This is a genomic window from Rhodococcus sp. KRD162 (assembly GCF_017168335.1).
Lineage (GTDB): Bacteria > Actinomycetota > Actinomycetes > Mycobacteriales > Mycobacteriaceae > Rhodococcoides.
Genome location: NZ_JABFAU010000016.1, coordinates 35,803 through 60,218 on the forward strand (window position 1 = coordinate 35,803; position 24,416 = coordinate 60,218).

The window sequence follows — 24,416 nt, forward strand, 5'->3', positions numbered from 1 at the left end:
CCACCTGGCCGACCCAGGGGGGAGGGGGCGACCAGGGCTCGCGGGCACAGAAGTGCCGTCCGCCAATGTACAGATCATTTGCTGATCGGGCGGGATCACGCCGATGTTTTTTGCGTCACGTTCAACTACTTTCCGATAACTACGACGCTCACTGCTTGTACGAGGCGAGGAAGTTGCCGAACCTCTCGATCGCCACCGCCAGATCGCGAGCCCACGGCAGTGTCACGATGCGCACGTGGTCGTGTCCCGGCCAGTTGAATCCAGTGCCCTGAACCACCAGGATCTTCTCCTGTAGCAGCAGATCCTGGACCAGCTTCTCGTCGTCGTAGATCTCGTGCACCTCGGGGTCGAGCTTCGGAAACGCGTACAGAGCGCCCCTGGGTTTGACGCACGAGACTCCGTCGATCTCGTTGAGCTTCTGCCATGCGACGTCACGCTGCTCGAGCAGCCGACCGCCGGGCAGGATCAGATCCTCGATGCTCTGATAGCCACCGAGTGCAACCTGAATGGCATGTTGCGCAGGCACGTTGGGGCACAACCGCGTCGACGCCAGCAGGTCGATGCCCTCGATGAAACCTGCCGCGTGCTTCTTCGGGCCGGTGATCGCGAGCCACCCCGCCCGGTAGCCGGCCACCCGATAGGCCTTGGACAACCCGTTGTAGGTCAGGCACAACAGATCCGGAGCCAAGCTCGCCAACGAGGTGTGCTGTGCGTCGTCGTAGAGGATTCGGTCGTAGATCTCGTCGGCGAGCAACAGCAGCTGATGCTTTCGCGCCAGATCGACGATGCCCTGCAACACTTCCTTCGAGTACACCGCACCCGTCGGATTGTTGGGGTTGATCACCAGCAGCGCGACGGTCTTCGGCGTGATCTTCGATTCGATGTCGGCCAGATCGGGGTTCCACCCGTTGTCCTCGTCGCACAAGTAATGCACGGCCTTGCCCCCGGACAGCGTGGTCATCGCCGTCCACAGCGGATAGTCCGGGGCCGGGATCAGCACCTCGTCACCATCGTCGAGCAATGCCTGCATCGTCATGGTGATGAGCTCGGACACCCCGTTGCCGAGGTAGATGTCATCGACGTCGAGCTCGGGAAAGCCGGGTTCGAGCTCGTAGCGGGTGACGATGGCCCGCCGCGCCGACAGAATGCCCTTCGATTCCGAGTAGCCCTGGGCCACCGGCAGAGCGGCGATCATGTCGCGCACGATCACGTCCGGGGCTTCGAATCCGAACGGAGCCGGGTTGCCGATGTTGAGCTTGAGGATGCGGTGCCCCTCGGCCTCGAGGCGGGCAGCGTGGGCGTGTACCGGTCCGCGGATCTCGTACAGCACGTTCTGCAGCTTGGTCGACTGCTGCAGCGTGCGATAACGCGGCTGGGAGTTGCTCTGCGGAGTGGTCACCCGTCATATCGTGCCAGGCGAACGGTCTCTGTTTCCACAAGGTTGTTTCGGTGCGCGGCATGCGGTCAACCGTGAGCCGGATCGGATCGGCGATACCACCACGGTGCGGCGGCGGTCGGATCCAGGCCGACCAGGTCGTTCAGCTCGTCGAACAGCTCGAGTTCTCTCGCGTCGTCGTAGGACTCGTCCGAGGAGGCAGTCCGATGGTCGATCTCGACGTAATCGCCTCGCGGCCCGTCTGCCAGTGCGAGGTCGGCCAGGTTCCGGCCCGACACCTCGGGGGTGGACACTCCTGGAAGCGGTCGCAGGCTCGGCATCACCCGCCTCCACATGAACTGTGCGACGGTTCCGCGATTCCTCGCGAGCGCGGTCCCAGGCATCATTCCGGGATCGAAACACATGGGTACGACGGATTTCGGTGCGCGCCGCGCAAGCTCGTGAGTGTGATGGAGCAGCGCGAGTTTGCTCGTCGAATATGCGGCACCTCCGTCGATGTCGCTAGTGATCGCCAATCGACCAGCCGATGCCCAGCGCGGCGCGGGCACCATGGCGTACGAGCGTCGGAACTGTCCGTAGTGCGTGCCGGATCCGACGTGCACGACTGTCGTGTGGTGTAACTGCGGCGACAGCAGTGCAAGAAGCAGGTGTGGCGCAAGCACATTGACGGCAAACGTGAGTTCGTATCCGTCCGAACTTCGCGCGGCGGTGTCCACCGTCTGAATCCCAGCAGCCAAGACGACGCCCTGCAGTGGTCTGCTGATTTGCTCGACCGCTGCGCGTACCGACTTCAGGCTCGACTGGTCACAGACGACGTACGTCTGCCCGGGAATCGCCGTTTCGAGCTCGGCCAGCCGGCTGGCCGACCGCGCGGTGAGTACGAGGGAGTGACGCTCGGCCAGGTGCAACGCTGCTTGCTTACCGAGGCCCGAGGTGGCACCGGTGATCAGAACCGTAGTGTCATCAACTGTCATTATGTCACTGTATGACACAATTGCGCGCAGTGTCGAGGAGTGTTGTACTCGGGAGGTGTCAGCACCCTCCTCTCGACGTCAACTTCGCACTCGAGATCGACTGGCGTCCGCGGCATTGCGACTTTTCGCTGAGCAGGGCTACGACGACACCACTGTGGCGCAGATCGCGGACGGGGCGGACCTGTCCGCTCGTTCGTTCTTTCGGTACTTCTCAGACAAAGACGCGGTGCTGTTCTCCGGAGAAACTGCGTTGCTCGATGCTGTGGCAAGGGTCGTCGAAAATTACGCCGACGACCTCGGGGCACTGATGCACGATGCGCTGCACGCCGCTGCGGACGCGCTGGACCTCGATAGGGACGGCTTCGCGGTGCGCCACCGTGTCATCTCTGCGAGTGATCGACTGAGAGGGCGTGAGCAGGTGATTCAGCTGGACATGCTGGCGGCGCTGTCTGCTGGACTCGTCGCTGCTGGTGTCGAGCACGACGAAGCCTCGCTGACGTCGCGAATGACGATGGCGCTGTGGAACGAGGCGTGCGAACGCTGGGTTGCGTCGGGAATGCGTTTGGGCGATCACCTCGACGCCGTGCTGGCGGAATTCCGCAGCCTGTAGACCGTAGTGGTTGTCGGTAATGGGTGGAAGAATCGCAACCATGTGCGGACGGTATGCCAGTACCCGGAGTGACACCGACCTCCAGGCGGTGTTCGACATCGCCGAGACCGTGGGCGAGGAGGTGCCGCCGTCGTACAACGTCGCCCCGACCCAATCGGTGCGGACGGTGCTCGAACGCGCGCCCAGCGGCGATCCCGAGTCCGACGCCGTGCGGCAGCTGCGGTCGGTGCGTTGGGGCCTGATCCCGTCCTGGGCGAAAGACGCGAAAATCGGTTCCCGACTGATCAACGCCAGGTCGGAAACCATCACCGAGAAGCCGTCGTTCAAAAAAGCAGCAAGCCGTCGACGCTGCGTCGTGCCTGCCGACGGGTACTACGAGTGGGAGAAGCGCGACGGGGGCAAAGTGCCGTACTTCCTGCATACCGAAGGCGTGCTCGCGATGGCGGGTCTGTACGAACTCTGGCGAGATCCCACCAAGGCCGAGGACGACGAGAACAGGTGGGTCTGGTCGGTCACGGTGCTGACCTCGCCTGCAGCCGACGCGCTCGGTCACATTCACGATCGCTCGCCGGTCGTGCTACCACCGGATCTCCGCGCGAGCTGGCTCGATCCGACCGTGACCGACCTGGGAGCGGTGCAGGACATGTTGGCAGCAATTCCCGAGCCGCGGCTCGAGCCCTACGAAGTGAGCACTGCGGTGAACAGCGTCAAGAACAACAGCCCGGAGCTGTTGACGCCGGTGTGACGATCAGGTGAGTCTCGTTCGGCAGATGTCGAGAATGGCGGCCCGCTCGTCGGGGGACAGATCCTCGGCAACCGGCGAATCGAGAATGCGACTCAGACGCTGGAAATAGGTGCGCCCGTCGACGCCGAATGCCACGTAGATGTCCTCGTCACTGCCGCCGCCGTACCCTTGCCAGGCTCGGCCGAAGGCCAGAATTTCGTGATCTACCGACTGGCTGCTGGTCCGGCGCATCATGTTCCCCTCGTGGTACCTGGCTTCCATCATCCTGGTCACGATTGAAGGGCTGGTGAACACTGCGTTACGCCCGCGTCAGTTCACTAGGGTGGTGCTCGTGACCGCACTCGCCTTCGGATCCTGGCCTTCACCCATCACCGCAGCCGACCTGTCCTCGGCCGGCCATCCCATAGAGGGCGGCCGCTTCGTCGGTGGCGAAATATGGTGGTCGGAGCTGCGGCCGGCCGAAGGGGGAAGGACGGCCATCTGCCGTCACATCGACGGGGAAGTGCACCCGGTCCTGCCCGCCCCGTTCAACGCCCGCACACGAGTTCACGAATACGGCGGGGGAGCCTGGACCGCCACCGACGACGGCGATCTGGTGTTCGCAGAATTCTCCGACCAACGTCTCTACCGACTCACCCCCGGCGGGACGCCGACGCCGCTGACTGTGAAACCGGCTGTGGCGTCGAGCATCCGGTATGCCGAACTGTCGGTGGTCGGCAGCGACGTCATCGCAGTCCGAGAGACTCACGACGCCGGCGAGGTGTCCCGAGACATCGTGGCCGTCGACCTGGGCGGCGGCGGACTGCGCTCACTGGTCTCCGGCTCGGATTTCCTTGCGTTCCCGACCCTGTCACCCGACGGCACTCGCATTGCCTGGATTGCCTGGAATCACCCGCAGATGCCTTGGGATGGAACGGAACTGCGTGTTGCCTCCCTCGCCGATCCGGAGAACTGGACGGTGCTGCTCGGCTCGACCGAGGAATCGGTCATGCAGCCGCAGTGGATCGACAACCATTCGCTGTACGCCATCAGTGACCGAACCGGTTGGTGGAACCTGTATTCGGTCGGTATCGACGGGCCGGTGACCCCACTGCGGACGCTCGACGCGGACTTCGGGGCACCGCTGTGGCGGCTCGGATCCAGTTGGTACCAGGTGCTGGGTGACGGAACGTTGCTGACCGTGCGGACCGTCGGCACCGATACCCTCGCAGTACTCGACCCGGTATCTGGGACGCTGGACGATATCGAGCTCGACGGTGTGACCTCGGTGGGACTGGGCGGGAGTTCGGGATCGACCGTGCTGATCAAGGGCGGCGGAGCGCAGCTGGCCAACGGGCTCTTCGCCCTTGACCTCGAGTCTCGCCAACTGACCTGTGTACGTTCGAGTTTCGACTCGGTCCCCGAGAGCGCCCATCTGCCGGAAGGTCGGCAGGCGACGTTCCGCGGACCTCGGCGCGAGGTGCACGCCATCGTCTACGCGCCGCGAAATCCGTCCTACGAGGGATTGGACGGCGAGCTCCCGCCGTACATCGCGTTCGTCCACGGCGGCCCGACGGCGCACGTGGTCCCCGCCCTGAACCCGTTGTTCGCCTACTTCACCAGCCGCGGCATCGGCGTCGTCGACGTGAACTACGGCGGCTCGAGCGGGTACGGCCGCGAATACCGCAATCGGCTGCGCGGGCAGTGGGGGGTCGTCGACGTCGAAGACACCATTGCCGCAGTGCAGGGGCTGGCCGAGAGCGGTCTCGCCGATCCACGCAGGTTGGCCATCGAGGGCGGCTCCGCGGGTGGTTGGACGGTGCTGGCCGCGTTGACTTCCTCGGACGTGTTCGCTTGTGGGGCATCGTATTTCGGTGTGGCCGAGCTGGAGCTGTTCGTCGCAGAAACCCACGACTTCGAGTCTCGATACATCGATGGGCTGATCGGACCACTGCCGGAGGCGATCGACCTGTACCGGACCCGTGCCCCGGTCAACAACGTCGACGGACTCTCGTGTCCGGTGTTGCTCTTGCAGGGTTTGGACGACCCCATCGTGCCACCCTCGCAGGCCGAGAGGTTCCGAGACGCGATGGTGCAGAAGGGAATACCGCACGCTTACCTCGCCTACGAGGGCGAGTCGCACGGATTCCGGAAACTCGAAACACAGGTGAACGCGCGGGAAGCGGAACTGTCGTTCTACGGACAGGTCATGGGATTCACCCCGCCCGGAATCCCCGAGCTACAGCTGTGGCGTCCCGCGACGTGAGGCTCGTCGACGCATCACCGGGGCGGGTGGGCGCGCTTGGATTCGAGGAACTCGAGTAGGGCGCTGGGAATGGCGCAGTACTTACTGTTGCCCTCCGACAGCTTGCTGCCCACCTCGAACGCTGCCTTCGAGGGCCCGTCGTTTTCGAGGATGAGCGCACAGAGGCGCTCGTCGGTGCGGCCGGTCTCGCAGCATTGCTCGACGTGCGCTCGATCGTCCGGCGACAGAGCCGTCCACCACTTGTCGTAGCGGCGGAAGAGCCTGTCCGCGTCGTCGGTCATGCCTGCTCCTACTTCTCGGGTGAGCCGTTCGATTCCGACGATACTCACGGTGTCCGATTCGTCCAGCATTGCGGGGCGATGTGGGGATTGTGCCGGGCGGGGACGTTACACCCGCCGTGTGGACCGTGTGCCTGTGGTGCCGGTAGTGCCGGTAGTGCCGGTAGTGCTGAGCTCGCGCCCCCAGTGCTCACCGCGCCTCCGCTGCTGACCTCACACCCCCGCTGCCGACTTCACACCTTTAGTGCCGACCGCGCGCCCGCGCTCGGAGGTGAACATACGCGCGCAGTCGGCAGCGGAGGCGCTCACTCACCCCTTCGGGCACGGTCGGCAGCATCGCGGATCATTCGATCGACCAGCTCGGGCTTGTCGAGGTCGGTCCAGGTCAATCGCACCACCTGGCGCCCGGTCCCACGTATGCGATCCTCGCGACGCTTCTCCTCCCACAACACGTCTGCCGCAGACTTTCCCTCCGGTACGTAGCGCCCGTATTTGACCTTGCCGTCGAATTCGAGGACTGTTCCGATTGCCGGTAGCTCGAAATCCACGCGCCCGCAGCCACCTCGAGCATCGACGATCTGTACCTGCAGCTGCGGTGTGTAGCCCAGGCGATGGAGCAGCACTCGGGTGCGTGATTCGCCTACGCTCTCGGATCGACCGTCCATGAAGTCGGCAACCTTGCGTGCCATGCGATTGCCCGGATGGTTCGGGCACGAATCCAGCGCCGCCGCAACGTGTTCGGTGGCCACACCGCGAGTTCGCGCGGCGACATCGGCGATACAGACCGCCGTCTCGAAATCGAGCGTGCGAGCGATGTCGGCGATGGTTCGTGCCAGTGCAGTCACTCGCACACCGTCGATGTTGACGACTTCCTCGTCCGTGTACGGGGAGGTGTGCAGAACTCTGATGGCACTGCTACGTCCACCGCCGCGGGCGCGGTTGCGCGTGATGTGCACGCGGCTCAGATCGGCATTCCACATGTCGAGGCCGTGAAAGACCGCTGCTGACACGTGGCTGACGACGGCATCGGACGCCGTAGTTGCATCGAATACAGCCTCTGCGATCACCCGATGCTTTTGTTCGGCAGTCAGCGAATCGAATTGCGCCCTGCTGACGAATCGTCCGGGCCGGAGTCGACGCCACGCCCTGGTTCGGCAGTAGCGTTGCAACTCGGCGTCGGAGGTGCCACGGGAAACCGCGTCGGATCGCGAGACGATGCGGATCATGAACAAATGCTCACCCGCACAGGTGCTTTCGACAAGCCCCGACTGCTCGATTGTGGATAACTGTAGGCCTGTGGATAGCCGGGTGCCCCAACCTCACACCCCTGCTGACGACCGCGCGCCCCCGCTCTGATGTGAGCGGGGGCGCGCAGTCGGTAAAAAGGGTGTGAGGTTACTTCCGGCGACCGGGAACCTTTGCCCCCGGAGCGAACCCGAGTCCGCCGGCCTTCGGCTTGGGCGGAGTCCGGTCATCCGAACCGTTCGACGCCGTATTACCCTCGGCTGCGGGTGCCTCGGCGGACGGTGCTTCGGTAGCAGGCACCTCGGTGGCGGGTGCCTCGGTAGCAGGTGCTTCGGTAGCAGGTGCCTCGGCTTCCGGTGTCGGTCCGGCCTTTTCGGGCTCGGTTGCTTCTGACTCGGGCTCCGGTGCCGCTGCAGGCGCACCCGGCTTCCGTGCGCCCGGCTTCTTGAATCCGGACTTCACGGCCAGGCCCTTGGGTTGGACGGTCGGCTTGGATTCGGTTGCCGCGGGTGCTGATTCCGTTGGAGTTTCGGGGGCGGGTGCCTCAGCGGCCGGGGCGTCGGCCGGCTTACTGGGTGCTTTTGCGCCGGGCTTCTTGAATCCGGACTTCACGGCCAGGCCCTTGGGTTGGACGGTCGGCTTGGATTCGGTTGCCGCGGGTGCTGATTCCGTTGGAGTTTCGGGGGCAGGTGCCTCAGCGGCCGGGGCGTCGGCCGGCTTGCTGGGTGCCTTTGCGCCGGGCTTCTTGAATCCGGACTTCACCGCCAGACCCTTGGGCTTGACGCTCGGCGTGGACTCGGTCGCGGTCGACTCCGGGGCCTGCGCAGTAGCAGACTCTTCGGACGCGGCGGGAGCGGCGGCTGCGGCCTTCGCACCGGGGGCCTTGCCCTTCATCTGCAGGCCCTTGCCGCCGGGTGCCTTGCCCCCGGCCATTCCGAGACCCTTGGGCTTGGCCGCAGGCTCGGCCGCTGGTTCGGCTGCGGACTGGGACGCAGGCTTGGCAGCTCCCGGAGGCTTGGCCAGACCCTTCATCTTCAGTCCGCCTGTTGCCTTCGGAGCCGGAGCCGGCGCAGCCGACTTCGCCTCGGCGGGCTCTTCGACGGGTGCGATGCGTTCGGCCTCTTCGACCTCCGCAGCGGTCTCGGTCTCGAGTTCCTCCTCGGGAGTGCGCTCTCGGGGAATGACCTTGATGTTCTCGGCCAACACCGAGGGTTCGACGCGGGTGATCGACTCGAGCATCAGCTGTGCCACATCGACGACCTCGACACCCTCGTGTGCGCCGCCTTCCTGGCGTGCGGTGACGCCGTCGGTGAGCATGACACGGCAGAACGGGCATCCGGTAGCGATCTTCTTCGGGTCGGTGCTGAGCGCCTCGTCGACCCGGTCGATGTTGATGCGCTTGCCGATGTTCTCTTCCATCCACATACGTGCGCCACCGGCACCACAGCACATGGACCGCTCGCCGTGGCGCGGCATCTCCTTGAGATTGGAGCCCGATGCGGCCATCAGTTCGCGCGGGGCGTCGTACACCTTGTTGTGACGTCCCAGGTAGCACGGATCGTGGTAGGTGATGTCCTGGCTGACCGAGGCCACCGGAATGAGCTTCTTCTGGCGCACGAGGCGGTTGAGCAGCTGCGTGTGGTGGACGACGTCGTAGTCGCCGCCGACCTGCGGGTACTCGTTGCCGAGCGCGTTGAAGCAGTGCGCGCAGGTGACGACGATCTTGCGCTTGTTCTGTTGCACGCCGTCGAACACGTTGTTCAGCGTCTCGATGTTCTGCAGGGCGAGCTGCTGGAACAGGAACTCGTTACCCGCGCGGCGAGCAGAGTCGCCGGTGCAGGTCTCGTCGGCTCCGAGAACCAGGAACTTCACGCCCGCGGTGGCGAGCAGTTCGGCGACGGCCTTGGTGGTCTTCTTGGCGCGGTCCTCGTAGGCACCGGCGCAGCCGACCCAGAAGAGGTATTCGTAGTCCTGGAACGAATCGGCATCTTGGCCGAAGACCGGGATGTCGAAGTCCATCTCGTTGATCCAGTTGAGACGATCCTTCGAGTTCTGGCCCCAGGGGTTGCCCTTGTTCTCGAGGTTCTTGAACAGACCGGCGAGCTCGGACGGGAACTCCGATTCGATGAGGACCTGGTAGCGGCGCATGTCGATGATGTGGTCGACGTGCTCGATGTCCACCGGGCACTGCTCGACGCAGGCTCCACAGGTGGTGCAGCTCCACAGCACCTCGGGATCGATGATGCCGCCCTCGACGGCGTCGGCGACCAGCTTGCGGTCGGCTTCGTCGCGAGCGGCCTGCGGGATGGCGTCCAGCTTGGTCTGATCGACGTTGCCCTCGGAGTCCACGAGACCGACCTCATCGCCGGCCGGATCTTTCTTACCGCCTGCAAGCAGGTATGGAGCCTTCGCCTGGCCGTGGTCGCGCAGCGACATGATCAGCAGCTTGGGGGAGAGCGGCTTGCCGGTGTTCCACGCGGGGCACTGCGACTGGCAACGGCCACATTCGGTGCAGGTGGTGAAGTCGAGCCAGCCCTTCCAGCTGAAATCCTCGACGTTGCCTGCACCGAACGCGTCGACGTCGGGGTCGGCCTCTTCCATGACGAGGACCTTGCCACCGGACATCATCGGCTTGGCCGGTCCGAGTGCGACGCTGCCGTCGTCCATGCGCTTGAAGTAGATGTTGGGGAACGCGGTGAAGCGGTGCCATGCGACGCCCCAGTTGATCCGGCTACCGACCACGTAGACCCAGACCATCGCGGACATGAGCTTGACGAACGCGAAGGTCGAGACCATCTCCGGGCTGGCCGGAAGCAGCTTGGCGACCTGCATGGTGAAGAAGTCCGTGTACGGGTTCGCGTGCCCGTAGGTGGCGATCTTGCCTGCCTTGACCAGGATCATGCCGAGGCCCTCGATGAGGACGATCGCTTCGACGAAGTAGGCGGCCTTGAAGTTGGAGCCGGCGAACCGTGATTGACGGTCGGCCTTACGGGGGTGGTTCAGCTGGCGAATCGTGACGAGCGCGATGATTCCGATGACGGTTGCGATACCGAGGACCTCGTCCATCAGGTGGTAGATCGCCCAGTTACCGAAGATCGGCCAATGGCCTTCGGGGTTGAAGGTCTGGATGTTCGCTTCCATCGCCACCAGTGCGCCACCGAGGAAGCCCCACATGACCAGCCAGTGCGCCCATCCGACGGTGCGGAACTTGACCATCTTGGTGTGGGCCGCGAACTCGACGACCATCTGCTTCAAGCGGGGAACGACAGGCCGCCACCGATCGGGGGCGGGCTGACCCAGCCGGACGATGTGGAACATCCGTAACCCGCCGCGGATGAAGATGTACCAGCAGTAAATGCTGATGACAGCGCCTACAAAGCCGAAGGAGAGAGTCACGGCGTTCATGTCGCGGCCTTTCGCTGTAGTTGGCAGCTGGCGAAGCTACCGCGTGTTCAGCCAGTCGAACTATACGACGGCCGATGTTACCCGCTGGTAACAGCGGCTGCCTACTCGCGGGTAACTTGGGGTCGATCATGTATGCGATGCTGGTGAGCGAGTAAACGAGGCCTTCCGGCGGGCTCGCTGAACTCACCGGTAGGTTGTCTCGTGGATCACGTTAGGCGTATGCCCCCGAGGTGTGGTCGGGAAGGCAGTCCTTACCTGGCGGCGGCGCGGTCGTGCCCGGAGTGGGAATCGCCGAATCGATCGGTATCGCTGGCCGAGATTCGACCGATCGAACGACGTGCGTGGGGTGATTCCGAGGCGGAGAATGCGTCTGCACAGCGATTATCGAGAATGTTTGTGACAGTTGGTAACTGACAGTTATCGACGGTGTGGAAAAGGACAACGAGCGGTACGGTTCGTGCGCTACACTTCGCCTGCATCGAATTGCCGCAAATGAGTCACCGGCGCAAACAAGTCATCGGGGTGACTCTGCGTGAAACGGGTACTCGGCGGCACCGGCACATGCTCACTGCACAGAAACGGAACAGAACTACACATGAAACTCAGCAAACTGGTCGTCACCTCGGCCCTCGTCGCAGTAGCGATGGGCCTGGCCAGCGGAACCGCCTACGCACAGTCCCCGACTGAGCAGACGACGCCCGATACCAACTACTCCGTCGAGCTCGAAGACCGCACGATCGTCACCACCATCGACGCAGGTGTCTTCAAGATCGCCGACGACGGCAAGACAGTCGACGTCCTCGACGCCGCCGACAAGACTCTCGTGACTCTGCCGCTCTCGTTCAACCTGGGTGGACTGAACTTCCCGTACGAGCAGAACGTCGACAACGACGGCAAGACTCTGCGTCTGGTCCCGCAGCTCGACTTCACCAAGGCATCGGCGAACTCGCGCAGCATCGGCGCAACGACTGTCGCCTCGCCCGAGGAGAACCTGAGGGCTCAGCAGAACTTCTCCTCGCAGCTCGGTATCGCGACGGCCATCGGTGGCTTGACCGGAACCGCAATCGGGGCAGTTGTCGGTTGTGTCGCTACCTTGGCTGCAGGATGCCTTGCAGGGCTGGTGACAGGTGCAGGAGTGGGCGGAATCATCGGCACCATCACCGCTGGCGGCCCCACCCTCGTGGTTGCGGGTATCGACCTCATCAACACGCTGAACGCGGCACCCGGCACCACGGTCTGGGCCAAGTAAGCGCCTTCTCACCCGAAAAACCCGCACTCTCGACGAGGGTGCGGGTTTTTTGTGCGCTGCGGGCTACGACGTCCGGATCGTCAGACCAGGATTCTCGGCGAGCACGTCGTTGATCGGTGTGGCGAACAGTTCGGGTCGCTGGCCCTGCAGCATGCTGACGAGGGTGGCGATCTCGCAGGAGGGCTGATCGCCCACGTTGGATGCACTGGCGATGCCGACGGCGAGGGTGCCGCTGACGACCGGCCCGCCACTGTCGCCGCGTAGGCCGCAGATGGACGTGCTGAAGTTGCGGTCCAGGACGGCCTCGCCCATTCCGATGCTGCGCCCCGTGGACAGGATTGTGCCGCAACTGAATCCGGATGTGGAACCGGCCTTGCAGACCGGTGCACCCACGATCGGGTCCACCGTCCCGGTGATGTGCAGCGGCTCCCTGCCGGGCACCCGGACGGCGTTGCTCTCGAACTCTCCGACGTGAGCGTCCTCGATGTCGATCAAGGCGTAATCGTTGTGCGACTGGCTGGTTCGGTAGAACGAGCCGAATTTCGACCCGACCAGACTGCCGTACATCGGATAGGCGCCCGTCGTTGCCGCTGAACCGGTGGCGGCCGTGCCCGGATCGCAGTGCCCGGCAGTGATGTTGACGGCTCCTCGGGTCGAATCGACGGCATTGAAGCCGAGTGAGCAACGCAGGCCGAGACCTGCCGGAGTTCCCGCCAGAAAGCTGTCGCCGCCGAGATAGGAAGTGGCGCGGATCGGCCCTGCGATGGGCGAAGGATCGAAAGGAAGCAACTCCAGCAGCGGTTGGATCGCGACGCCCACTGCGGGCGGGAGTTCGGGTGCGGGGGCGTCGACCACGAAGCCGGCAGCCGAGGCCGCGTCGGACACCGCCGTGTGCTCCGGGCCGTCGGCTGCGGCAATGACAGGTCTGCCGTCACCGTCGAGCCACGCGTCCGTCACGCCCGCGGAACCGACGGTGGCGGTGAACTCGGCCAACCGGCGAGCGGCGGCGGCGCGGTCGAGAAATTGCTGCGGGTTCAGGCCGAGATCGCGGGCCACGGCCTCCGCCAAAGCGGGAGGCAGCATCGGATCGGCGGTGTCGACGGCCGGCGGCAGGCTCGGCTGGGCAGCTGCCGCTGGGGCGGAGACCGCCATTGCCGTCAGACACGACACTGCAACCATCGACAGACCGATTGCGCGGCGACGCATGCAGAACCCCTCCCCGAGGCACCCACGATGTGATGCCGTCCACTTGTCGTACGACTATAGGGGGTGAACGGCTCCCCGATGGTCGACTACTCGGTTCGAAGAGTTGCCCCGGTTGCGCCGAGTACCTGATCGATCGGTATTCCCAGACTTGCGGTGCCGCCGTATTGCGCCAGAGCCAGGTTCGCCTCGTTGCAATCGGGCGCGCCGCCACTGTTGGATCCGCTGGTGATTCCGAGGGCGAGTGTGCCGGTCACGATCGCACCTCCGCTGTCACCTGCGAGAGTGCATGCGGTGCTGGCGAATCCACGAACGGTACGCGATGTTCCGTCTTCCATGTACAGCTGCGTCTCGACGCGGTCGGCCGCAACTACGCCGCAGGTGAACGACGAGGACTGGCCGGACTTGCAGACCGGAGCTCCGATGACGGCGGCTGCGGTTCCGGTGACCGCGACAGTGCTGCCGTTGGCTCCTCGAACGGTGGGACGGTTCAAGCCGGATGCAAGGCCGGAATCGTTGAGGGCGATCACCGACCAATCGAGGCCGTCCTGTGCCCCCAGGCTCGACCGGTCGAAGGATCCGATCTGTGTGCTGCGCGCGACGTCCGATGGATCCGGAAGGTAGACCGGTGCGCCGCCTACTCCGGTGGCCCTGTTGGGGTTGCAGTGTCCGGCGGTGAGATTGACTGCGGCACCGGAGGAGTCGACGGCATTGAAACCGAACGAGCAGATGCTGATGTCGGTGGGCGGAGCGTCCGCGATAGGCCCTGTGCTGGTGACGTAGGTGTCGCCGCCCATAGGAGTCGGATCGACTGGCGCGTTTCCACCGGGAGAGAGAATGACTTTGATGTTGGCCATCAGGGTCGGCAGGTTGAGTGCCCTGCCGATCGGGCTGTTCACCAGGTCGATGACGATCTGGTTGTCGATGAAATCGATGGCCGTTCCGTTGATCTGTCGCGAGATCTCGCGGGGCAGAGCGGCGATCCAACTGTTGAGATCTGCCAGTGACTTCTCCAACCCGTCGGCCGAGACCGGCGACTGCGCCGTGGCGTACCCGTCCTTGGCCACGGCCTGTGCCGCGGCAGGTGAGGTGACGGCGACGACGGCATTGCCGTCGGGCCCGATCCATGCACCGGCGAAGTCCGCCGGACGACTGGCCCGAAAGTCCGATGCGTACGCGGACAGTTCCTGAGCGCGAGCAGCCCGATCGAGATACTCCTGGGGGGACATCTTCAGATCGCGCTGCACTGCCTCGACGAGCTCGGCGGGGAGCTGATCGGCGGCAGATTGGACGACGGGATCGGCGGCCGCTGTTCCGGAGAACGATGCAACGAGTACGAAAGCCGTCGAACACAGCACTGCAGCACGCAGAGCCCCGGTGTTACGCATGGAATCCCTTCATCGGGTGCTAGGTATCAGCGACCCACCCTAGGGCATCAGTCGTGTAACCAGTGTTTGCGCAGCTCAGGGCTGAGTCTGCGGAGTCGTGGAAGGTGTGGTGTCGACGCTCGTCGTCGGTGCGGTGGTGGTGGGGGCAGTAGTAGTGGTGGTCGGCTCGACCGGAGTGGTGGTCTCCGCAGTCGTCGTCACCGCAGGGGCGGTCGCGGTGACGACGGGCTCCGAGGTAGGGACCGTTGCGGGCGGCGGCACCGGAAGGGGCGCAGGCTGCGGTGCGGGAGCCGGCTCGTTCGTCGGTTCGTCGACCACTGGCGGCACGATCACGGGCACAGCGGAGGTGACCGTCGTGGTCGAGGGTGTCCGAGTCGAGGTGACGACCGGTGAGCCGGCGTCGGTGACCGTCGGGGGTGTCGTAGCGGGAGCACCGCCGAACACTCCACTCAGTGCCGCGATCACCAGGACGATCACCACCCCCGCTCCGGCTCCGGCGATGATGGTGGTGATGGTTCGAGAGCGCTCACTGCGTTCTGCCTTCGCCGGGGCCTGCGCAGCGAACACCGGCGCTGCGTCGCCGGTGTCGGGCGCGCTGTCCTGAGCCGGTTCGATCGGTTCGGAACGAAACCCGGAGGGTCCGAACATCGGAGTCACGGCCGGAATTGCTCGCGAGAACGCGAGGGACTTCTCGGTCGGGACGACAGGGATGGCGTCGGTGTCGAGGGTGTCGATGCCGTCGTTGCGGGTGACGATCGGCGCGGCACCGGTCACCAGGGAATTGCCGTTGACATCCTCGATCTCGGCGAGCATCAGCGCACCGCGGGGTGCGGCTAGCGGCTCGACGAGCAGTCGGCCGGAAGAGAGTTGGGCTATCTCGTCCGCCACCGGTGCGAGTGCGGCGCTGCCGCCGGTGAGTACCACCGTGTCGGCCTGCGGGACGTCGAGGGACCGCACCGTCGGCGCGATCAGATCGGCGAACTCGGCTCGTGTCACGGTGGTGGTCTGCGGCCGTCCCGGCAGTTCGGCCGAGATGACGGCCTCGTCCGCGGTACTGAGCGTCTGTTTGGCTGCCTCACAGGATGCGACGATGCCGGCCAGGGCACTCAGTACCGTCGCGTCGGACAGATCGATCCGGTCACGATCGGTCACCACGTGATCGAACAGTGCGTCGGTGAAGACGTCCCCGCAGACCTCCGTCGTGCGGACGGTTCCCCCTCCGGGATAGGTGGAGATGTCGGTGCCGGTTGCGCCGATGTCGATCACCGCGGCACCCGAGCCGGGGTTGCGCTGAGCGAATGTGCTGACCGCTTTCGCGTCGGGCACCAGGGCGACCGCGGTGAGGCCGGCATGATCGAGGGCGTCACGCAGCAGGGCGACGCTCTCGCGCGGCCACCGCGTCGGGTACGTCATCGTCGTGACGGGTCGCTCGCCGGATTCGGTTGTGGCCGCCACCGAGGTGACGAGGCAGTTGGCGGCGTTGGCCATCAGGTCCTCGGCGCGGTAGGCATCGGCATCGGGCTCGAGGTCCTCCTGCCGACCGACCAGGTCCACGAACCGGGTGAACGGGGCCGTGTCGGCGGGCTCACCGAGATGCGCGCGCCCCTCGTCGTCGAATCTCAGGGTCGTCGGCAGTACGAAGATCGTCGGTTCGTCGTCGGCGTCGATGCGATGTACCGCGACCGACCTGGTGTTACCGACGGTGATTCCGAGATGCCCGGCAGCGCTCACGGGGTTGCCCCCGTCGATCGGTCCGTCGGCGCTGACGGGTCTGCGCCCACCCGCGCCGCCGGATCCTGGCCGGACTCGGGCTGTTCGTCGGTGGGGCTAGGTTCGGGACTGTCGCTGGGCTCGTCGGTCGGCTCCTCGACGGGCACTTCCTGGTCCGGATCGGCGGGAGCGACAACGGCCGGAGGTCGCGTGGTCTCGCTCTCCTCGGGTGATTCGATCGCCGGGCGGGTGTCGATCTGGGTCGGATCCCGCTCGACTCGCCGGTCTTCGGACGGCTCGGTGGTCGGGGTGGTGCCGGTCTGCTCCGGGGTGTTGGGCGCAACCGGCGCGACGGGTGCGATCTCGGCCGCAGGCTCGACGACGGCGGTGGGGAAGTCGATGGGGCCACCCGGCGCGGTTCGAGGCGATGTCGGCGGCGCGATCAGCTGAGCGTTGTCGAGGGTCGGAACGGTCGTCTCGGCCGACGTTCCCAGCTGCAGCGCGATCAGTACCGCGCCGACCGTCAACACCGCGGCGAACGCTGAGGCAGCCAGCAGTGGGCGGCGATCCGGTCGGGGTGGAACGTACGTCGCGAATCGCTCGGTGACTGCGTCGACGGGGAACTCTGCAGCCAGAATCGCGGCACCGCGCGCTGCGGCGACGGCACGGTCCTTCTTCTCCAGGGTGGCGCGGACCGACGCGTTCCAGGCGGCGAGAGCCTCTGCCTCGGCCACCAGAGATACGTGCGCGAGTCCGTGCGCGTTCATCGCCGAACGCAGCGCGAACACCTGCTCGGCCGTCCAGTCGGCGGGGTAGGTGGCGGCGGCGGCGAGGTCTCGGGGCTCCAGATCGATCGACGAGGCCACCTCGGTGAGCAGACACAGCAGGGACATGGACGTCAGCTGCTCGGCGGGCATGACGGTGCCACGGCTGCCGGTGACCCCCACTCCGTCACCGAGGGAGCCGAGGAAGTCGGTGTACGACTCGGACGGGTCGTCGGGTGTGTCCCCGAGCGAGACGGTGCCGTCGGAGTGCGTGTGGAGAACGGTCGGATGCAGCGACGCAAGATGCAGCGACGGTCCGGTCGCGACGGGATGCGACACCGCTGCGACGGCGCGTTCGTCGTCCAGGTAGAGGCCGACGTCCGGTGCGCCGAGGTGCACACTGCCGGGCTGCTCGGTCATGGGGTGAACCTGTTCTGATCGGGAGTGGTGCTCGCCATCGTTATGTCGCTTCGGAACGTCGCGGAGTTACAGTGCCGACGGCTGCGCTGGTCGAGGCCCCGTAACCCATCGCGCGCAGCATCGAGATCAGCTCCGAACGTGATTCGGCCCCGAGCCTGCGTCGAATCCGGGCGACATGATGTTCGACGGTTTTCGGCGAAATGTAGAGGCGGCTGCCCACCTCGCGGTAGGTGACTCCGAGGACGAGCAATTCGGCGACCTCGGCCTCGCGTTCGCTCAGCGAACCGGTCGGTGCGGGCGTGGTCCCCGGGGTGTCGCGCTGGTGTGAGGTGGGCTGGCGCAGCGACCGGGCGATGTGCAGCAACGAGGTCGCGGTCGCGGTATCGGTGACGGCCAATGCGGCCTCACTGGCCAGCCTGGCACCATCCCAGGGCAATCCGAACGCGGTCAGTGTGCGCGCGGAGTTCTCCACATCGGTCGCGTCGGGTCGGCCCTGCAACACTCCGAGCCAGGCCCGGCCTGCAGCAGCGAGCGCCGCACTGTACGGGTGGGTCGGTGCGGCCGCGGCCAGCGACTTGGCGTGCGGCACCAGCGCATCGGGCCGCTGGGCCACGATGGCCGCCTGTACGCGGTACCAATGCAGCGCCGATGCCCACACCGGCGGATCGCCCAACGCCGAGAGCAGATCGTCGGCCTGCGTCAGGAGATGTTCGACGCGATCCATCTGACCGAGTCGCGTTGCTGCCAACAGTAATTCGCCGACAGGGAGCAGTGCGAACAGGTCGACGGAGTACTCCGAGATCACGTCCTGCGCCTGGGACCATGCCGTGATCAGCGACCCTGCATCGCCTGATCTGCGGGCCAGGCCCACCCGAATGGCGTGCAGGAAGAGTTGATTGCGCACGTGCGAGAGCGGAATCGGCAGCGCATCGATCGTCGAGCTCGCCTCGGCGGCATCGCCGCGCAGCATCGATGCCCACGCTCCGATCAGGCACAACCTGGTATGAGCCTCGGACCCTGGGCGATGCTCGGGGAGTGCCCGGGCGAGAACGGAATCGGCGCGGGTGAGATCGCCGCACTGCACCGCATGGACGGCGGCGATGGCCGCCGCAGTATCCGGCAGGCATGATCGTTCGGATACGTTGCCGGTCAGGGTCATTGCACGGATCAGTGAGTTCGCGGCGGCGCTCGACGCGGCGGCGCTGCGCGAATCGACCGAGCCGAGTACCCCGGCCACGAGCAAGGTTCCCGACGCGGTGCTCGACGTCGGCGCGAGAGCGGACACCGCGGCCATCGACCGGTCGGCGGCGGCCCGATCACCGGCTGCGACGGCGGCCAGCGCCGCCCACACTGCATCCGGCCCCAGCCGATCCTCTCCCAGCCAGGTGAACAGTTGCGCACTGCGCGAGAGCATTCCGCGCTGCGCCGCGATCGATGCCGAAACCCGCACCGCCGTACGAAGATCGGCCGCATCGCAGATCGCTGCGGTGTCGAGCACTCCGTCGGCCAAGCGGCCCGCCTCGTCCAGTTCCCCGGCCGCCGCCGCGACCTCGGACCTGCGGGCTGCAAGTACCGCCGGGTCGAAGCCCGCGCTCACCGCAGCGCCGTACAGGCCACCGGCAGCGTCGATCGAGGCCGAATCTGCCTGCTGTACGAGGAAATCGGCCAATCCCGCATGGACGACGCCGCGCTCGGCCAACGCCTGCGCGGCGGTGGCGTCGAGCAGGCGGGATCGGGCGGCGACGTCGGTGACGGTCTCGAGCACGGTGCGGCACCGGCCATCACCTACCAGCTCGATCAGCGGGGCCTCGACCGAGGGAATCAGCGCCCCGGCGGCGTCGAGCAGGCCGGAGCCCAGCGCGAGGTCGACGACCGACTCGGCCTCGGCCCCGCGCCCGAGGATCTGCGCAGCCGTTGCAGGATCGGGCACCAGGCCGAACCGAGCCGCGAGCAACAGCGCGCGAGTGTCGTCGCTGGTGTCGAGCAACATTCGACGGTGTTGCTCGGCAACGGATTCGGTGACCACGCGCAGGGGAGCCGGATCCGGGCGATCCCCGCCGAGTGCGGTGAGAGCCGCATCGACGGCCGCCAGAACTCCGCCCGTCGATTTCGCGATGGCCCCGGCCAGTGCCGTCGACAGTGGCCGAGCGGTTGCTGCCGAACGCGCAGCGATGGACTTCTTGTCCAGTGGCACCAGGGTGAGCCGAGCGGGGCCTGCGGACGCGACACCGCCGAGTCCCTGACCGAGACCCTGGCCGACCCCGCCGAGAGTGGGGCCCTGATAGGTGGGCGGCTGGTACGAGGGAATCTGCACGTTCGGAACCTGCGGAGCTTGCACGGCGGGCGGTTGGTAGTTGGGCACCGTCGGGGCCGAGACCGGCGGAACGGTCGGCACGGTTGCCGCGCCGTTGTCGGCCGGAGCCTGCGTGGGTGCTCCCCCCGCAGGCGCACCGGCGACCGGGGCTCCGGTGGCGGGGTCGATCTGTGTCACGGAGCCGTCGGCGTTGACCACCGTGGTGGGGGCACCCTCGGATCCGGCTGCGGCAGGGCCGTTCTCGCCGGTCGTAGCCGCGGTCTGGGTATCGGCAACAGCGGAGGTGGTGCCCGGCGTCGTGGTTGCCGAGATCGAGTTCTCCGCATTGGATTCGGTCGGCGCGGTGTTGTCGGAGGTCAACGCCGTGCCCACCGACAGACCGCCCCCCGCGAGAAGCGCAAGCACGACGACGGATCCGGCAACCAGGCCGGCTTTCTTGCGACCGGACATGCCCTCCTCGGAGGCGGCGGCGGTGGGCGTCGGCGCTGGTCTGGGAGTCGGACGCGGCGTCGGGGCTGCCGTGGCAGCGGCCACGGATGCGGTGGGAACCGCAGCCAGCGCTGCGGCGTCGTCGGCAGCGGTGGCGTCGGCGATATCACTGGCGAGCATCGCGGCACCGACGGCGACCGTCAGTTCGGGCCGGGGCCCGGCGACCACCGGAGCGCGCAGTTCGGAGGAGATGAGCTCGGCGACGAGGGGAATGGCTGCGCTGCCGCCGACGAGAACCACCTGGTCGATGTCGGTGACCTCGAGCCCGACAGCGGTCACCGCGTCGCGGACGACCCCGACGGACGCCAGCAGCGACGCACGCACCAGTTCTTCGATCTCCGAGCGCACCAGGCGAACCTCGGTGTGGAGCCCGGGCAGATCGACCGTCAGCGCCGTGGACGTGTCGTAGGAAAGTTGTTCCTTGGCCTCGCTGCAGCGCGCTCGCAGTTCCACCAACGCGCCGACCGTGTCGGGGTCGAAGGGGTCGAACTCGAAGGACTGGCTCCCCGACACCGTGTCGAGGACGTACTGCATGATCGCGTGATCGAACTGCGCGCCACCGAACTCCTGCGAGTGGACGCCCGCGCCGACGACGCCCGCGTCGGAGCCGGTCCGCATCAGGGTCACGTCGAGTGCGCTCGCACCGAGGTCGTAGATCACGGCCAGGCCATCCGACTGTGGTCCACGAGTGACCTCGAGCCACCGCATCGTGGCGACGGACTCGGGCACCAGGGTGACATCGGAGAGCCCCGCGCGGTCCAAGGCCTCGCCGAGAACCTCGGCTGCATACGCCGTCCAGCGAGTGGGGTGAGCGACCACGACGGTCGGGGGTGCATCCGATCCGGCGGCGACCTCGGCGACGAGGGCGCGGGTGGCGGTGGCGTACAGGTCCTCGGCGAGGTGACTGCGGCCGTCGTCGTCTATCAGTTCCACGGGATCGCCTACTCGGTCGGCGAACCCGCCGATCAGGTTTCGCGTCGACCGATCGCTCAGCTCGACCAGGCTCGGTGCCGCGCCGGGGCGAAGGTCGAGCGCCGAACGCTTGACCACAGAGGAGACGGGCTCCGTATCGAGAGCAGCCGCAGCCGTCACCGAACCGATACGTATGCCGAGTCCTGTGTTCATCGTGTCGCCGCCTTCATCTCGCCCAGCTTTCGGTAGTACCGCCGTCACTCGCACTGTCGCGCCGCGCTACCTGTTCGTTACGTCTCACAGCAGGGTAGAGCCTGTAACGAGTGAAATCCCCTAAAGCGCCCCGATCCCCTAATGATTTCCCCCTGGCGGCCCCAGGGGGAGTACGGGGATCGCCCCCGTTGGCCGGGGGACCTGCGGTGCATAGCTTTGTGATCAACCACGAAGCACCCCTCGTCAAGGAGACCTCAATGGCTACCAACGCCGTACTCGATTTCATCCTCAGTCTGCTGCGCGACGACCAGGCAGCCGCTGCGTACTGCGCCAATCCCGAGATGGCTCTCGCTGCCGCAGGACTCGGCGACGTGACCCACGCGGACATCGTCGCGGTGGCTCCGCTGGTCGCCGAATCGGGACTCTTCGCCGGCGCTGGCAGCCAGCTGTCGGCCATCCTGGGTGCAGGCGGGTCCGCCGGCCTCGGGGGCGCACTTGCCGGAGGCGCGAGTCTCGGCGGCGGACTGTCGGCCGGTCTCGGACTGGCAGCAGGTGCGGTCGCCGGTGGCGGACTCGCCGCGGGCGGCAGCCTGACCGGCGGTATCGACGTCACCGGCGAGCTCGCGGCGTCGCTGCAGGCAGCTCTGGCCGCCGCGCTGGCGGTCGGCGGACAGGTCGGTGCCGAGCTCGGTGCCGCGTTCGGCGGTGCCCTCGACGCATTGATCGGTGCAGGTACAGGCCTCGGCGGCGGTGTCGATCTGGATCTCGGCGGATTGCTCGGCGGAACCGTCGGCCTCGGCGCTGCGTTGACCGGACTCCTCGGCGCAGGTGCCGACATCGGGGGACAGATCGGCGGCGATCTCTCCGCGCAGCTGCAGGCAGCTCTCGACGCTGCCATCGGTGCAACCGGCGCCGTCGACCTCGGCGCACTTGCCGATCTTCAGGGTGGACTTGGCGGCGCGCTCGGCGCGATCTTCGGAGTCGGTGGAACCATCGGAGCAGAGCTCGGCACCGCGCTCGGCGGGGTCTTCGGAGCCGTGCTCGACGCCGGGGCCGGACTCGACCTCGGTGCCGGACTCGACCTCGCAGGTGGACTCGGCGCGGCCCTGACCGCAGGTCTCGGCGGCGCACTGGGCGGACTCGGTGCCATCGGTGCCGATCTCACCACCAACGTCGGAACCGCACTCGACGGGGCGCTCGGAGCAGGCGGGGCGCTGGTCGGTGACCTCGCAGGAGGCCTCGGCGCAGGTCTCGGCGGGCTCTTCGCCGTCGACGGTGCCGTTGCAGGATCTCTCGGAACCGCACTCGGAGCGGTCCTCGACGCCGGCGTGCTCGCCGATCTCGACGTCGACGCTCTGCTCTCGGCAGGCGGCAACGTCGGTGCGATCGTCAGCGGTGCCCTTGGAACCGCACTCGATCTCGACACCGCTGCGGTCGGCGGCCTGACCGCCGCCATCGACAGCGCGATTGCAGGGACCATCGGCGCAGGTGCCGGGCTGGCAGGCGGCGCTGCAGGTGGCGTTGCGGGCGGGCTCGAAGGAGTTCTCGGAACGGCGTTCGGCGTCGGCGGAACCGCAGGTGCGCAACTCGGCACAGCCCTCGAAACAGTGCTCGACACCAGCGCAGCCCTCGACCTCGGTGCCGTCCTCGGTGCCGGAGCCGACCTGAGTGCCGGACTGGCCGGAGCGGTCGATGCCGCTGCCACGGCAGGTGCAGACCTCACCGGAACCGTCGACGCCGCACTCGGCGCAGCAGGCGGGGTAGGCGCGGGCCTGACCGGTGGCCTGGGGGCCGTCGGGAATGTGGGTGCTGATCTGACCGGTGGCCTGGCGGCCGTCGGGAATGTGGGTGCTGATCTGACCGGTGGCCTGGCGGCCGCCGGGAACGCTGGTGCGGGCTTGGCCGGTGGATTGTTCGGCTCGGGAGGGGCAGGCGCAGGTGTGACCGGTGGGTTGTCCGGCTTGGGTGAGGCAGGCGCGGGCCTGACCGGTGGGTTGTCCGGCTTGGGCGACGCGGGCGCGGGCCTGACCGGTGGCCTCGCCGGTCTCGGCAGCCTCGGCGGAGGTGTCGCAGGCGGACTTGCCGGCGGAGTGGCAGGTGGCGTCGATGCAGCAGCACAGGCCGGGGCCGGGCTCGAAGGCACCGTCACCGGAGCTGTCGATACCGGCGTCGACGCAGCAGCGTCCGCAGGGGCAGGCCTGGCCGGAGCCGCGAATGCAGCAGGATCGGTCGCAGGCGGCCTCGACGGTGCGCTGGGCGGAGCGGTCGACGCGGGAACCTCGGCGGGCGGTGATATCGCCTCGAACGTCGGTGGTGGACTGGACCTCGGCGGCTCGCTCGGCGGCGGCATCGGTTCCATGGTGAGCGGGGGTTTGGATGCTGGTGCGGACGCTGCGGCTTCCGCGGTCGGCGGGTTTGACTCGGCTGCGCAGGTCGGCGGTCAGGCCGCGGGTAACTTCACCGGCGCTGTGCAGTCCGGTGCCGAGGGTGCAGCGCAGGCAGGCAGCTCGCTCTCCTCGGCGGCCTCGGGATCCTTCGAGCACTCGAGCTCGTTCGATTCGAGCGCAAGCGCAGGCGGCACGGGCTGGTCGAGCGTCGACTCCGACGTTTTCGGTCAGGGCGAGAGCCACACCGACCTGTTCAGCGACAGCAGTGGCAGCTTGCACGGAACGGTCGATTCGGCAGCCGATTCCCTCGGCCACGCGGCGACCGTCGATCACGACATCGACCTGCTGCACCCATGATCGCGTCGCCTGTGATCGGGTGAGAACGATGCGACTCGGCCCCGAGTGTTCCCCACACTCGGGGCCGAGTCGTAGCTAGAGTTCTTTCTATTGCGAACGTCGACGAGAATGG

General features: G+C 66.6%; 16 protein-coding genes. 5 read left to right on the top strand and 11 right to left on the bottom strand.

Going from position 1 to position 24,416, the window contains the following annotated elements:
- Positions 1-148: 148 nt before the first annotated feature.
- Together J1M87_RS22330 and J1M87_RS22335 are read right to left on the bottom strand one after the other, a co-directional pair.
- On the bottom strand, positions 149-1,399 hold the full coding sequence (locus tag J1M87_RS22330; protein WP_206491999.1) for a pyridoxal phosphate-dependent aminotransferase: 1,251 nt from the start codon (positions 1,397-1,399) through the stop codon (positions 149-151).
- A gap of 65 nt (positions 1,400-1,464) precedes the next feature.
- Entirely contained in the window at positions 1,465-2,370 is a 906-nt protein-coding gene (locus J1M87_RS22335; RefSeq protein WP_206492000.1) for an SDR family NAD(P)-dependent oxidoreductase, read from the bottom strand.
- Positions 2,371-2,425: 55 nt separating this feature from the next.
- On the opposite strand from J1M87_RS22335, the gene J1M87_RS22340 reads away from it, so the two are divergent.
- Positions 2,426-2,980 (top strand): helix-turn-helix domain-containing protein, encoded by a 555-nt coding sequence (locus J1M87_RS22340; RefSeq protein WP_307830904.1) that lies wholly within the window; start codon positions 2,426-2,428, stop codon positions 2,978-2,980.
- A 40-nt stretch (positions 2,981-3,020) separates the two neighbouring features.
- On the top strand, positions 3,021-3,725 hold the full coding sequence (locus J1M87_RS22345) for an SOS response-associated peptidase (RefSeq protein ID WP_206492002.1): 705 nt from the start codon (positions 3,021-3,023) through the stop codon (positions 3,723-3,725).
- Between the two features lie 3 nt (positions 3,726-3,728).
- Here J1M87_RS22345 and J1M87_RS22350 read toward each other — a convergent pair whose 3' ends face one another.
- Positions 3,729-3,989 carry a DUF3263 domain-containing protein gene (locus tag J1M87_RS22350; protein ID WP_241257368.1) on the bottom strand — a complete coding sequence of 87 codons (261 nt, stop codon included), beginning with the start codon at positions 3,987-3,989 and terminating at the stop codon, positions 3,729-3,731.
- Between the two features lie 67 nt (positions 3,990-4,056).
- On the opposite strand from J1M87_RS22350, the gene J1M87_RS22355 reads away from it, so the two are divergent.
- Positions 4,057-5,970: a prolyl oligopeptidase family serine peptidase gene (locus tag J1M87_RS22355; RefSeq protein ID WP_307830905.1), complete on the top strand. Its 1,914-nt coding sequence runs from the start codon at positions 4,057-4,059 to the stop codon at positions 5,968-5,970.
- 14 nt (positions 5,971-5,984) lie between these two features.
- Here J1M87_RS22355 and J1M87_RS22360 read toward each other — a convergent pair whose 3' ends face one another.
- From J1M87_RS22360 to J1M87_RS22370, 3 genes are all read right to left on the bottom strand, one after another.
- On the bottom strand, positions 5,985-6,320 hold the full coding sequence (locus tag J1M87_RS22360) for a hypothetical protein (RefSeq protein WP_206492004.1): 336 nt from the start codon (positions 6,318-6,320) through the stop codon (positions 5,985-5,987).
- 233 nt (positions 6,321-6,553) lie between these two features.
- Positions 6,554-7,474, bottom strand: coding sequence for a hypothetical protein (locus tag J1M87_RS22365; RefSeq protein ID WP_206492005.1), 921 nt, complete (start codon positions 7,472-7,474; stop codon positions 6,554-6,556).
- 169 nt (positions 7,475-7,643) lie between these two features.
- Positions 7,644-10,898, bottom strand: a complete 3,255-nt coding sequence (locus J1M87_RS22370) for a (Fe-S)-binding protein (protein ID WP_206492006.1) — start codon at positions 10,896-10,898, stop codon at positions 7,644-7,646.
- A gap of 595 nt (positions 10,899-11,493) precedes the next feature.
- Between J1M87_RS22370 and J1M87_RS22375 the strand changes: the two genes are divergently transcribed.
- On the top strand, positions 11,494-12,147 hold the full coding sequence (locus J1M87_RS22375) for an ammonium transporter (RefSeq protein WP_206492007.1): 654 nt from the start codon (positions 11,494-11,496) through the stop codon (positions 12,145-12,147).
- A 63-nt stretch (positions 12,148-12,210) separates the two neighbouring features.
- Here the strand turns inward: J1M87_RS22375 and J1M87_RS22380 are convergent, their stop codons facing one another.
- From J1M87_RS22380 to J1M87_RS22400, 5 genes are all read right to left on the bottom strand, one after another.
- The gene (locus tag J1M87_RS22380; protein WP_206492008.1) at positions 12,211-13,353 is read right to left on the bottom strand and encodes a S1 family peptidase; all 1,143 of its coding nucleotides are present in this window, start codon (positions 13,351-13,353) and stop codon (positions 12,211-12,213) included.
- 86 nt (positions 13,354-13,439) lie between these two features.
- On the bottom strand, positions 13,440-14,738 hold the full coding sequence (locus J1M87_RS22385) for a S1 family peptidase (RefSeq protein WP_206492009.1): 1,299 nt from the start codon (positions 14,736-14,738) through the stop codon (positions 13,440-13,442).
- Between the two features lie 75 nt (positions 14,739-14,813).
- Positions 14,814-16,469 carry an Hsp70 family protein gene (locus J1M87_RS22390; RefSeq protein WP_206492010.1) on the bottom strand — a complete coding sequence of 552 codons (1,656 nt, stop codon included), beginning with the start codon at positions 16,467-16,469 and terminating at the stop codon, positions 14,814-14,816.
- On the bottom strand, positions 16,466-17,632 hold the full coding sequence (locus J1M87_RS22395) for a hypothetical protein (RefSeq protein ID WP_206492011.1): 1,167 nt from the start codon (positions 17,630-17,632) through the stop codon (positions 16,466-16,468). Before J1M87_RS22395 ends, J1M87_RS22390 begins: the two co-directional genes overlap by 4 nt.
- Positions 17,633-17,672: 40 nt before the next feature.
- Positions 17,673-21,560: an Hsp70 family protein gene (locus tag J1M87_RS22400; RefSeq protein WP_206492012.1), complete on the bottom strand. Its 3,888-nt coding sequence runs from the start codon at positions 21,558-21,560 to the stop codon at positions 17,673-17,675.
- A 257-nt stretch (positions 21,561-21,817) separates the two neighbouring features.
- On the opposite strand from J1M87_RS22400, the gene J1M87_RS22405 reads away from it, so the two are divergent.
- A complete protein-coding gene (locus J1M87_RS22405) occupies positions 21,818-24,304 on the top strand; it encodes an IniB N-terminal domain-containing protein (protein ID WP_206492013.1) in 2,487 nt (828 codons plus the stop codon).
- Positions 24,305-24,416: the final 112 nt, after the last annotated feature.

Coding starts and splice junctions, on each gene's coding strand:
- J1M87_RS22375 (WP_206492007.1), top strand. CDS start 11,494: ATGAAACTCAGCAAACTGGTCGTCACCTCGGCCCTCGTCGCAGTAGCG.
- J1M87_RS22395 (WP_206492011.1), bottom strand. CDS start 17,632: ATGACCGAGCAGCCCGGCAGTGTGCACCTCGGCGCACCGGACGTCGGC.
- J1M87_RS22400 (WP_206492012.1), bottom strand. CDS start 21,560: ATGAACACAGGACTCGGCATACGTATCGGTTCGGTGACGGCTGCGGCT.
- J1M87_RS22345 (WP_206492002.1), top strand. CDS start 3,021: ATGTGCGGACGGTATGCCAGTACCCGGAGTGACACCGACCTCCAGGCG.
- J1M87_RS22365 (WP_206492005.1), bottom strand. CDS start 7,474: ATGATCCGCATCGTCTCGCGATCCGACGCGGTTTCCCGTGGCACCTCC.
- J1M87_RS22350 (WP_241257368.1), bottom strand. CDS start 3,989: ATGATGGAAGCCAGGTACCACGAGGGGAACATGATGCGCCGGACCAGC.
- J1M87_RS22385 (WP_206492009.1), bottom strand. CDS start 14,738: ATGCGTAACACCGGGGCTCTGCGTGCTGCAGTGCTGTGTTCGACGGCT.
- J1M87_RS22380 (WP_206492008.1), bottom strand. CDS start 13,353: ATGCGTCGCCGCGCAATCGGTCTGTCGATGGTTGCAGTGTCGTGTCTG.
- J1M87_RS22405 (WP_206492013.1), top strand. CDS start 21,818: ATGGCTACCAACGCCGTACTCGATTTCATCCTCAGTCTGCTGCGCGAC.
- J1M87_RS22360 (WP_206492004.1), bottom strand. CDS start 6,320: ATGCTGGACGAATCGGACACCGTGAGTATCGTCGGAATCGAACGGCTC.
- J1M87_RS22370 (WP_206492006.1), bottom strand. CDS start 10,898: ATGAACGCCGTGACTCTCTCCTTCGGCTTTGTAGGCGCTGTCATCAGC.
- J1M87_RS22335 (WP_206492000.1), bottom strand. CDS start 2,370: ATGACAGTTGATGACACTACGGTTCTGATCACCGGTGCCACCTCGGGC.